The 10,830-nt window shown below is 70.4% G+C and carries 10 protein-coding genes and 1 pseudogene; 5 read left to right on the top strand and 6 right to left on the bottom strand.

What is annotated here, in order from left to right; genetic code table 11:
* Positions 1-149 precede the first annotated feature (149 nt).
* Positions 150-464: a thioredoxin gene (trxA, locus tag AB0K37_RS25220; RefSeq protein ID WP_363985082.1), complete on the top strand. Its 315-nt coding sequence runs from the start codon at positions 150-152 to the stop codon at positions 462-464.
* An 82-nt stretch (positions 465-546) separates the two neighbouring features.
* Here the strand turns inward: trxA and AB0K37_RS25215 are convergent, their stop codons facing one another.
* Positions 547-1,164 (bottom strand): GNAT family N-acetyltransferase, encoded by a 618-nt coding sequence (locus AB0K37_RS25215; RefSeq protein ID WP_345182804.1) that lies wholly within the window; start codon positions 1,162-1,164, stop codon positions 547-549.
* 201 nt (positions 1,165-1,365) lie between these two features.
* On the opposite strand from AB0K37_RS25215, the gene AB0K37_RS25210 reads away from it, so the two are divergent.
* Both AB0K37_RS25210 and AB0K37_RS25205 read left to right on the top strand, forming a co-directional pair.
* Positions 1,366-2,658 carry a PLP-dependent aminotransferase family protein gene (locus AB0K37_RS25210; protein WP_363985080.1) on the top strand — a complete coding sequence of 431 codons (1,293 nt, stop codon included), beginning with the start codon at positions 1,366-1,368 and terminating at the stop codon, positions 2,656-2,658.
* Positions 2,659-2,681: 23 nt separating this feature from the next.
* The gene (locus AB0K37_RS25205) at positions 2,682-3,626 is read left to right on the top strand and encodes a D-alanine--D-alanine ligase (RefSeq protein WP_363985086.1); all 945 of its coding nucleotides are present in this window, start codon (positions 2,682-2,684) and stop codon (positions 3,624-3,626) included.
* 1,942 nt (positions 3,627-5,568) lie between these two features.
* On the opposite strand, the gene AB0K37_RS25200 is transcribed toward AB0K37_RS25205, so the two are convergent.
* Positions 5,569-5,961 carry a VOC family protein gene (locus AB0K37_RS25200; RefSeq protein WP_363985078.1) on the bottom strand — a complete coding sequence of 131 codons (393 nt, stop codon included), beginning with the start codon at positions 5,959-5,961 and terminating at the stop codon, positions 5,569-5,571.
* 278 nt (positions 5,962-6,239) lie between these two features.
* On the opposite strand from AB0K37_RS25200, the pseudogene AB0K37_RS25195 reads away from it, so the two are divergent.
* Positions 6,240-6,399: pseudogene (locus tag AB0K37_RS25195) on the top strand (transposase); the annotation flags it as partial.
* A 302-nt stretch (positions 6,400-6,701) separates the two neighbouring features.
* On the opposite strand, the gene AB0K37_RS25190 reads toward AB0K37_RS25195, so the two are convergent.
* The 3 genes from AB0K37_RS25190 to rsmG all read right to left on the bottom strand — a co-directional run bounded on the left by AB0K37_RS25190 (position 6,702) and on the right by rsmG (position 9,525).
* The gene (locus AB0K37_RS25190) at positions 6,702-7,691 is read right to left on the bottom strand and encodes a ParB/RepB/Spo0J family partition protein (protein WP_363985076.1); all 990 of its coding nucleotides are present in this window, start codon (positions 7,689-7,691) and stop codon (positions 6,702-6,704) included.
* A complete protein-coding gene (locus tag AB0K37_RS25185) occupies positions 7,688-8,503 on the bottom strand; it encodes an AAA family ATPase (RefSeq protein ID WP_363985084.1) in 816 nt (271 codons plus the stop codon). Before AB0K37_RS25185 ends, AB0K37_RS25190 begins: the two co-directional genes overlap by 4 nt.
* Before the next feature lie 344 nt (positions 8,504-8,847).
* Positions 8,848-9,525: a 16S rRNA (guanine(527)-N(7))-methyltransferase RsmG gene (gene rsmG, locus AB0K37_RS25180; RefSeq protein ID WP_363985074.1), complete on the bottom strand. Its 678-nt coding sequence runs from the start codon at positions 9,523-9,525 to the stop codon at positions 8,848-8,850.
* Positions 9,526-9,707: 182 nt separating this feature from the next.
* On the opposite strand from rsmG, the gene AB0K37_RS25175 reads away from it, so the two are divergent.
* Positions 9,708-10,160, top strand: coding sequence for a DUF6458 family protein (locus AB0K37_RS25175; RefSeq protein WP_363985072.1), 453 nt, complete (start codon positions 9,708-9,710; stop codon positions 10,158-10,160).
* A 167-nt stretch (positions 10,161-10,327) separates the two neighbouring features.
* Here the strand turns inward: AB0K37_RS25175 and AB0K37_RS25170 are convergent, their stop codons facing one another.
* Entirely contained in the window at positions 10,328-10,813 is a 486-nt protein-coding gene (locus AB0K37_RS25170) for a R3H domain-containing nucleic acid-binding protein (RefSeq protein WP_345182810.1), read from the bottom strand.
* Positions 10,814-10,830: the final 17 nt, after the last annotated feature.

Raw genomic sequence — 10,830 nt, 5'->3', positions numbered from 1 at the left:
GAGCAGGGGGCGGCGCTGCTTGTTCTCGTGCTGCTCGCGCAGCCGGGCCTGCTCCTCGCGGTTGGCGGCGTCCAGCGCCGCGGCGCGTCGACGGCGGGCTGCATCGGGCGGGGGAGCGCCCCGCCCCACGCGAGAACCGAAGGAGACCGATGAAAGCCGTGACCGACGCCGACTTCGCGTCCGAGGTCCTGGAGAGCGACAAGCCCGTTCTCGTCGACTTCTGGGCGGAATGGTGCGGCCCCTGCCGGATGGTGGCGCCGATCCTGGAGGAGATCTCCAAGGAGCACGGCGACAAGCTCGACATCGTCAAGCTGAACATCGACGAGAACCCGCAGGTCCCGCAGCGGTACGGCGTCATGCAGATCCCGACGATGAACGTCTACAAGGGCGGAGAGGTCGTCAAGCAGATCATGGGCGCCAAGCCGAAGGCCGCCCTGCTGAGGGATCTCGCCGAGTTCATCTGAACCCGCACCGCCTCCCGCGGCGAGCGCGTACGCGTGGCCCGTACTCCACCCGGAGTGCGGGCCATGCGCCGTTCAGAGCGCCTCAGACGGGCCGCAGCGCCCCTTCGGGGGTCATGGACCCCAGCAGCCTCTCCAGCGCCACCTCGACGTCCTCACGCCATGACAGCGCCGACTTCAGCTCCAGCCGCAGCCGCGGGTACCGGTGATGGGGCCGGACGGTCTTGAAGCCGACCGACAGCAGGTAGTCGGCGGGCACCATGCACCCGCCCTCCTCGCCCTTCAGGTCGCCGAACGCCTCGATCGCCTTCACGGCGCGGCGCGTCAGGTCCTTCGCGACCCCCTGGACGAGCATCCGGCCGATGCCGCCGCCCGCGAACTCCGGCAGGACGTGCGCCGTCATCAGCAGCACGGCGTCCGCGCTCACCGGGCTCGTCGGGAACGCCACCGACCGCGGCACGTACAGCGGCGGCGCGTACATGACGAACCCCGCCGGGACGTCGTCCACGTAAACGATCTTGCCGCAGCTGCCCCACTCCAGGAGCGTCGAGGAGATCCACGCCTCCTTCTCCAGGCCCGCGTCGCCGCTCTCCCGGGCCCGGTCCCGGCTCACCGGATCCAGCTCCCAGAACACGCAGCCGCGGCAGCGGTGCGGCAGATCATCGAGATTGTCCAGCGTGATGTTGACGAGACGACGCGACACCGGGTCGGCACCCCCTGTTGCGATCCTCGCCCGCCGGCCTGGGATCCGTGACGGCGGAAGCTCCCGGCAAACCGTCCGGGACCCGCGGGCATCGTATCGGACAGGAGTTTCCCCAATGCCGCGGCACGCCACACCCGAACGCCGCGCCGCGGCGGTGATGACGTAGTTTGCAGGGAAGCCGAACCGCCTCGGAGGTGCCTCGTGGAACAGCACTCGCGTACGGATGCCTATGCCGATCGCTACGCCGCCCGTGCCGCCGGCATGGTGCCGTCCGAGATCCGGGCCCTGTTCGCGATGGTCTCCCGCCCCGAGGTGGTCTCGCTCGCGGGAGGCGCGCCCTACGTCTCGGCGCTCCCCCTCGACGCCGTCGGCCGGATGATCGGCGAACTCGTCGCCGGCAAGGGCGCCGAGGCCCTCCAGTACGGCTCCGCCCAGGGCGACGAGCGGCTCCGCGAGCACATCTGCGAGGTCATGTCCCTGGAGGGGATCCAGGCGTCCGCGGACGACGTGGTCGTCACCGTCGGCGCGCAGCAGGCGCTCGACCTCATCACCAAGATCTTCGTGGACCCCGGCGACGTCGTCGTCGCGGAGGCCCCGTCCTACGTGGGCGCCCTCGGCACGTTCGCCGCCTACCAGGCCGACGTGGTGCACGTGCCGCTGGACGAGGGCGGCCTCGTCCCGTCCGCGCTGCGCGAGACCCTCGCCCGCCTCCGCGCCCAGGGACGCCGGGTCAAGTTCCTCTACACCGTCCCGACCTTCCAGAACCCCGCGGGCGTCACCCTCACGACGGCCCGCCGCGCCCAGATCCTGGAGATCTGCGCCGAGTACGACGTGCTGGTCATCGAGGACAACCCGTACGGGCTCCTCGGCTTCGACGGCGAGCCCATGCGCGCCCTGCGCGCGGACGACGCCGAACGCGTCATCTACCTCGGCTCGTTCTCCAAGACGATCGCCTCCGGGCTCCGCGTCGGCTGGGTGCTGGCGCCGCACGCGGTGCGGGCGAAACTCGTGCTGGCCGCCGAGTCCGCGATCCTGTGCCCGTCGAACTTCTCCCAGCTCGCCGTCCGCGAGTACCTCGCGACGCAGCCGTGGCGGGAGCAGATCAAGGACTTCCGGGAGCTGTACCGGGCGCGCCGTGACGCGCTGCTGGAGTCTCTTGACCAGCTCATGCCCGACGGTTGCACCTGGACGCGCCCCGCCGGCGGCTTCTTCGTCTGGCTCACCCTTCCCGAGGGACTCGACGCCAAGGCGATGGCCCCCCGCGCGATCGCCGAGCGCGTCGCCTACGTCCCCGGCACCGGCTTCTACGCGGACGGCACCGGCCACCGGCACATGCGCCTGTCCTACTGCTTCCCCGAGCCGCACCGGATCCGCGAGGGCGTCCGCCGGCTGGCGGGTGTGGTGGAACAGGAGATCCGTCTCCGGGACACTTTCGGAAGCACCGGCGGCGGCTCGTCCACCGGCGTCCAGACGCCGGGCCCGGGCATCGTCTGACTGTTTCACGTGAAACGAGGAGCATCTTGGAACTCGGGCATGTCGTCGTTCTCGCCGGAGGGCTCTCCTACGAGCGGGAGGTCTCGCTCCGCTCCGGCAGGCGGGTCGCCGACGCGCTGCGCGCCCGCGACATCCCGGTCGAGCTCCGCGACGCCGACGCGACACTCCTGGGCTCCCTGACCGACGACCCGCCGGACGTTGTCTTCCCCGTCCTGCACGGCGCGGCGGGAGAGGACGGCTCGATCCGCGACGTCCTCGAACTCCTGGACGTCCCCTATGTCGGCGCCCGCCCGGACGCGTGCCGCGTCGTCTGGGACAAGCCGACCGCCAAGTCCGTGGTGCGGCGCGCGGGTCTGCGGACACCCGAGTCCGTCGCCCTACCGAAGGAGGTCTTCCACGACCTCGGCGCGGCGTCCGTCCTGGACCAGATCGTCCGCGGCCTCGGCCTGCCCCTGTTCGTGAAGCCGACCCGCGGCGGCTCGGCCCTCGGCACCTCCGTCGTCCACGAGGCGTCCGAGCTGTCCGCCGCCATGGTCGGCTGCTTCGCCTACGGAGACGCCGCTCTCGTCGAGCGCTACATCGAGGGCACCGAGGTCGCGGTCAGCGTCATCGAGCGCGACGGCGCCCCGACCGCCCTCCCCGCCGTCGAGATCGTCGCCCCCGGCGGCCGCTACGACTACACCGCCCGCTACGACGCCGGCGACACCGAGTTCGTGACCCCGGCCCGCCTCACCCCCGAAGCGACCGCCCGCGCCGCCGCGGCCGCCATCACCGCCCACCGCGCCCTGGGCCTTCGCGACCTCTCCCGCACCGACCTCATCGTCTCCCCCGACGGCGAAGTCCACTTCCTGGAGGTCAACGTCGCCCCCGGCATGACGGAAACCAGCCTCCTCCCCCGAGCCGTCAGCGTCGCGGACCTGGACTTGGGCGAAGTGTGCGAATCGCTCCTCCGCTCCCACCTCCGCTGACCCCCACGAGCACCTGACCACCCGGGCATCGCCCAGGCATCCCCGTTCGAACCGAACGCCCACCACGCGCCCTAAGGACGCCAGCCACTCGCAACGGGGAACGGCCCGGCGATGAAGTGCCTCGGCCCTCAACGCGCGTGGCACCCCACCCCGCGTACGGCGACAGGTCATCAATGCATGTGGCCCATGGGGTCGCCGAAGTCCCATCCCCCACTTGCAGGGCGCCTCGAAACGCCCTGCAACAGCCCCAGGCGCAGCCGATCGCAGCGCCCAACACGGCGCAGCCGCAGCCGCCGCTGGGCGCCTGCCATGGAGAGTCGGCCTGAAATCGTTCAAGCGAGGAACGCCGACCACCACCCCACCACCAAAGGCCACAGAGGGGCCTAAATCTGCGTCCTAGCCTCCACCAGGTGGAAGTGGGACTCGGCCTTGACGTGCCCCATACTCGCCCGCCTCCTTGCGTTAGAGCGGCCTACAAGGGCATCGGTTGGCCAAGAGATCACCAGAGGCCAGGCCAACGCAGACAAACGACCGAACACTCAGCCCCCCGGTCACAACGGCTCACTAGTAGACGAGGGGGTCCTTGCCAGCAGGGTCGCGTCGCGCAGCACAACCCCACCGCCCCGCGAGGCAACGCCTCGGCCTCCTTCAAGCGGGGGGGGGGAGAACATCGCTCAGGCTCTCCTTAGGGTCCGACCACCGCAAGGTCGCACGCTCGACGAGGACAGCATCGAAGCCGAAGACGATCTCTCGCTCCGACCTCTCCCACCGCGAACCGACCCGGAATCGGCCCGGCCTGGCTCAGCCGCCCAGGGCCGCGTGTCTGCGAGCACGTCCCAAGGCACCAGAAACCCTCTCCTTCAGGGCACCGAATGGCGCCGCACGGCCAGGCGTAGTCTCCACCCCGCCCCCTACCCACAGGGCACCTTGGCCCTCGTTTCACGTGAAACAGCGAACTCCGCGCTCGCGTAGATGACGCCCCAGCGGAGCCCACCCAGGCCGATGACAACACAGCGGTGCGGTGGCTGAGAGCCCCAACCACACACGATCGGCCCGCGCACTCGGCGCATGGGCGCCCACTCATCGATCGAACTCCCGCGCTCCGAAGCTCGACCCTCCGTGCTCAGCACCACGAGCGGACGGACACAGCCGCTCCCAGCCGATGCCCAGGACTTCAGGCGTGTACGCCCGAAATCCACGGGTTACAGGCACACGGTTTCACGTGAAACCTGCTCCGCAGACGCGGGACCCAGGCGCCGCAACAGCGCTCGCGCGGACCGCCTACCGCTATCAGTCCCCCTCAGGCGTTCGCGGACGGCGCTGTGGTGGGCCGGTCGTTCCGCTGCCATGCCCGAGGCGCCGCTGTAGGCGACCACTGCGTTCCACAAGGCAAGGCGCGAGAGGGCCATAATCCGGCTCACTGTCGGCCCGGTCGGTCCGTCCGGACGCCGTTAACCACGCCCGACCGAAAGGCACTGGAGGCGCGACGGTGTGCCGTCAGCGCGGTCGGTTTCCGGCACGCCGTTGTCTACGGCCGAGTGCGGTGCTCGGGGCGACCCGCGGCTTGGAGGTGGGCACGGACGCCGAAGCCAACCGGGTGGCGAGACCCTCTCCGACGTATTCACCGCGCTGCGGTGGGCGCGACCGGATCTAGCATCCGCAACGTCGGCCCGGCCGGGCTGTCGACAAGGGTCAACGGCGCCCAGGGCGAGACTCAGGGGAGGTAGGCGGTCGCCCGCTGGGTAACCACGCTTGCGCACGACGGCTAGGCCGTGTTTCCAAGTCCCGGCCCGCTTTGCTCGCCGGGCGGCTCGCTACGTGACCTGGTTTGGGCGAACGCGGCATCGCTTCGCGATCTGCCCGGCTTCGCTCGCCTCCGGCTTCGCTCCACCGGCCAGGTCACGTCTTCGCGCGCGCGGCCGAGGCCACTTCGAGACAGGCCCTAACGGTGGCAGACGGTCTCCAAAGTGACGCCGTCGTGCCCTTCCCAGAAGGTGGCGTAGTAGGTGGGGCCGTACTGCGGGAACTCCTGGGGTGCATAGAGCACGTTCGCGCCCCGCTCGACCGCCCACTCATGCAGACGGTCGACCTCCTCCCGAGTCTTCACCATGAAAGCGAGGTGCTGGAGACCCGGACGGTGGCGCGAGTAGTCGCCGTCCTCCAATGCCGGATAGAAGAACAGATACGTGCCCGGCTTGCCGCCCGCCGGACGGTAGGAGAACTCCTCCTCGGTGGCGAAGAAGGTTTCGAAGCCGACCAGGGGCATCAACTCGTCGTAGTACGCCTTGGCTTGGCCAAGGTCGCGGACATTTACGCCAAGGTGGCCTAGGGGCATCTGTGGATCATAGACGCCGCACTGGGCTCACCCACACGATCGCCGGTACCGCATCGACGAACGACCGGCGACCGGGAGTGTCCCATTGACGGCGCATCCGATGATCAAGGGGACGGCAGGTGAACTGACGCCGTCGTTGAGGACGAGTCCGCTGAACAGCCGGTCCAGCAGCCGCAGGGTGCGGCGTCGGACGAGCAGCTCATCTCGATGCTCGTGGACCGTGCTCGGACCCAAGGGCTGCACCTGACCGGCAAAGGCGGGCTGTTGTAGCAGCTGCCCACGTCGGCTACGGCGAGCACGGTGCGTCCGGTCGGGGCAGCGGCGACAGCCGCCACGGCTCGCGGGCCAAGACCGTGCTGACCGACGTCGGCCCGGTCGAGGGTAAAGGTGCCGCGGGACACCGCCGGCACCTTCGAGCCGCAGATCGTCCGCAAGCGGGCAGCGGCGGCTGACCGGCGTGGGCGTACGGTGCCGTAGTGCATCCTCTTTGAGGCGATCACCCACGCTCTGGGTGCGACCGGGCCGCGTCCGTATCGTCGGTCCAGCTGGGCAGTCGACAAGTTCCACAGTGGACAGGGCGTGTTGGGGAGGCGGTCGGCCGTGGGGGAGCCGCAGTTACTTGCGGCGGCTCTCTCTTCGTCTTGGGGCGTGTGCTCTTCGGGGGATGTTTCACGGGAAACGTTGGGTGGAGATGAGAAGCGCCCCGGAGCCTGGAGGGTCCGGGGCGCTGGGAAGCGGGGCTAGGAGTCGTCTGCCTCCGTGTCGGGGGCCATGGACTTGATGATGCGGTCCAGGTCCTCCAGGGTGGCGAACTCTACGACGATCTTGCCCTTGTTGCGGCCCATGTCGACGCGGACCCGGGTCTCGTAGCGGTCGGAGAGGCGGTCGGCCAGTTCCTTGAGGCCGGGGGCCACCGGCTTCTGGCGGCGGCCCTGGCGCGGCGTCTTCGGCTCGTCCTCCACCTCGCGGAGCGCGATCATCTCTTCCAGCGCGCGGACCGACAGGCCCTCCTGGACGATCCGCTGCGCCAGGTGCTCCTGGGCCTCGACGCTTTCGAGGGAGAGCAGCGCGCGGGCGTGGCCGGCGGACAGCACGCCCGCCGCCACCCGGCGCTGGACGGCGGGCGGCAGGTTCAGCAGGCGGAGCGTGTTGGTGATGTGCGGGCGCGACCGGCCGATCCGGGTGGCGAGCTGCTCGTGGGTGGCGCCGAAGTCCTGCAGCAGCTGCTGGTACGCGGCCGCCTCCTCCAGCGGGTTGAGCTGCTGCCGGTGGAGGTTCTCCATGAGCGCGTCACGGAGCAGGTCGTTGTCGCCGGTGTCGCGGACGATCGCCGGGATGACGTCCAGCCCGGCCATCTTCGACGCGCGCCAGCGACGCTCGCCCATGATGAGCTCGTAGTCGTGCTCCTCCGAGGAGGATTTGCGGACGACGATCGGCTGCAGCAGCCCGACGATGCCGATCGACTCGGCGAGCTCCTCCAGAGCCTGGTCGTCGAAATGCTCGCGGGGCTGGCGCGGGTTGACCGTGATGGAGCGGACGGGCAGTTCCGCGAAATGGGCTCCGGCGACCGGTTCGAGCGAAGGTGCGGGAGCGGCCGCGCCGCCCGGGACGGGGCCGCCGGGGTAGCCCGGCTCTCCCGCGCCGTTCGGCTCAGCGGACGCCGGCGTGGGCGGGGCGGTGGGAATGAGGGCGCCGAGGCCCCTGCCCAGACCGCGTCGTTGCTGGCTCACTGGACAGCTCCTCCGTGGGCCATCTCCGAGGCGGCCTCGCTGTAGGCGAGGGCGCCGCTCGAACCGGGGTCGTAGGTCATGACGGACTGCCCGTAACTGGGCGCCTCGGACACCCGGACGCTGCGGGGGATCACCGTGTTGAGGACGACGTCGCCGAAGTGGCTCCGGACGTCCTCGGCGACCTGTGCGGCGAGGCGGGTCCGGGCGTCGTACATCGTCAGCAGGATGGTCGACACCCTGAGCTTCGGGTTGAGGTGGGCCTTCACGAGGTCGACGGTCCGGATGAGCTGGCCCAGGCCCTCAAGGGCGTAGTACTCGCACTGGATCGGGATGAGCAGCTCGTCGCCCCCGACGAGGGCGTTCACGGTGAGCAGACCGAGCGACGGCGGGCAGTCGATCAGCACGTAGTCGAACTTCTCGATGTCGTAGGCGTCCAGAGCCCGCCGGAGGCGGGACTCGCGGGCCACCTTGGAGACGAGTTCGATCTCCGCGCCGGCGAGGTTGAGCGTGGCCGGCGCGCAGAAGAGATTGGGGATCTCCGGCGCCGGGACGATGATGTCGGACAGCGCCATGTCCTCGATCAGCACGTCGTAGATCGACGGCACCTCGGCGTGGTGGTCGATGCCGAGGGCGGTGGACGCGTTGCCCTGCGGGTCGAGGTCGACCACCAGCACCTGCGCGCCGTGCATGGCGAGCGAGGCGGCGATGTTCACCGAGCTCGTGGTCTTGCCGACGCCCCCCTTCTGGTTGGCGATGGTGATGACCCGGCACCGGTCGGGCCGCGGCCACTCCCGTTCCCTGCGGCCCGACATCGCCTTGAGCGCGGTGACGGCTGTTTCATGTGAAACCTTGGCGTCCCGCAGCGCCTCTCGCACGAGTTCCGACTCCCCCTGGTTTGGTCCGTTGCGGGAGCCCGGCGGCTGCGCGCCGGCGTTGGTCGGCACGTAGCCGACGTTCTCCGCGGTACCGGACGTCGTGTTACCCCACATCGCGTGCCCGGAGGGAGCGGTGCCCGGCGATGATCCCGGGTCCGGCCGCGTCCCCCCGGAGGCGGGCGCCGGGGCGCCCTCGTCCGCGCCGGGCCCGCCCGGGCCGGACGGCTGTTCGTCGGGGGATTCGTCGGCGCGGTCAGGCCTGCCCAGTCCTGGTCCCGTGCTCATGAAGACCTCTTCCTCGACCCTTTGGCGCGCCGGGGGGCGCGCTGCCGTCGCCCGACAACCTCTTCTCGGCCGGCGACCACACGGACGAGTGTTGTCGGCGGATCGACCATACCGCGCCCGACTTGCAGCAGCTCCGTCGAGCGCACCCCGAAGCGCTTCAGGACGGGCTCCGCCTCCTCCAGCTCGGCCGCGGCCCGCTCGCCCTTGAGCGCGAGGAGCTCGCCGCCCGGACGGAGCAGCGGCAGCGCCCACCTGGCCAGGCGTTCGAGGGGCGCGACGGCGCGTGCCGTGGCGACGTCCACCGCGAACTCCTCGGTCACGTCCTCGGCCCGGGCCCGCCGGACCTCGACGTTCCGCAGGTCGAGCAGCTCGACGCACTCGTTCAGGAACGTCGTGCGCCGCAGCAGCGGCTCCAGCAGGGTGATCCGCAGGTCGGGCCGGACGATGGCCAGCACGATGCCGGGGAGCCCCGCGCCCGAGCCGATGTCGACGACCCGGGCGTCCGGCGGTATGGCCGACGAGACCACCGCGCAGTTGATCAGATGGCGTTCCCAAAGCCGGTCGGCCTCGCGCGGTCCGATGAGCCCGCGTTCGACCCCGGCATTGGCGAGGAACGCCGCGTAGCGCTCCGCGATCGGCAGCGCGTCACCAAAAACCTCCCGTGCAGTCCCCACCAGACGAATCGTTCCACAAAACCCGGTGGGGCCGTGCACGCGAAACGTTCCTGTGAACAACAGGACGCCGGGGTGGGACGACCCTTGCGTTATGGCGATAACCACATGACCCCTCCGCATATTCGCCGAGGGGCGGGTAGGGGCTGCCGTGACGCCCGTCCCTCCGGAAGGAGCTCCGACACATGGGAATCGGAGTCAGTCTCGCATTCATCGCCCTCGGGGCGATCCTGGCTTTCGCCATCCGCGTTGACCTGAGCGGCCTCGACATCCACATGGTCGGATGGATCCTCATCCTGGTCGGTCTGATCAGCATGGGATTCACGCTCAAGTACACGCGGCCGCGCCGCGCGGCCGGACGTGTTGCCGGCGCCGACCCGGTCTACGGCGACGAACCGGGAACGGTGGTCCGCGAGGAGCACATCATCGAGGACCCGCCGCCGCCCGGTGGCCGTCCCGCCGAACGGGTCGAGCGTGTGGTCGAGCACCCGGCGGACACCGGAGTCACGCACGGCCATCCTCAGGACCCGGCCTTCGCGCAGGATCCCGCGAACGCGCAGGACCCGGCGGTGCAGAACACCACTTCGCTGGACGACGGCGTCCAGCGCCGCCGCTGGCGCCGGGCCGCCCGGCGGTAGCACCGAGAACCTGCTCGGTGTGCCAGGGCGGCGGTGCACACCGAGCTCCCCAGGGCCCCGCGCCGGCCAGGGCGCGGGGCCCTCTCACGCCCCGAGAAAGCCGGTTCAGTCCGGAAAGGCGACGGCCCCGACCGGAGGACCGGTCGGGGCCGTGTGAGGCCGTGGAATCAGGCGGGGGAGACGACCACGTAGCGGTCGGGCTCCTCGCCCTCGGACTCGCTGCTGAGGCCCGCGGCGGCGACGGCGTCGTGGACGATCTTGCGCTCGAACGGGGTCATCGGGGCGAGGGGCTTCGGCTCGCCGGACTGCTTGACCTCGTTCGCGACGTCCGTCCCGAGCTTGGTCAGCTCGGCGCGGCGCCGCTCGCGGTAGCCGCCGATGTCCAGCATGAGGCGGGTGCGGTTGCCGGTCTGGCGGTGGACGGCGAGCCGGGTGAGCTCCTGGAGCGCCTCCAGCACCTCGCCGCGCTTGCCGACCAGCTCGTCCAGGGAACCGCCGACGACGGCGACGATGGCGCGCTCGCCCTCGACGTCCATGTCGATGTCGCCGTCGTAGTCACCGATGTCCAGCAGGCCCTCGATGTAGTCGGCGGCGATCTCGCCTTCCTGTTCGAGCGCCTGGACGTCGACCTCGGTGGTGTCGGTCTGGCTCAACGGGGTCTCCTTCTCCG

Source organism: Actinomadura sp. NPDC049753 (assembly GCF_040674655.1).
Lineage (GTDB): Bacteria > Actinomycetota > Actinomycetes > Streptosporangiales > Streptosporangiaceae > Spirillospora > Spirillospora verrucosospora.
The sequence above is the reverse complement of the archived record's forward strand: the minus strand, read 5'-3'. Positions and strand labels throughout refer to the sequence as shown.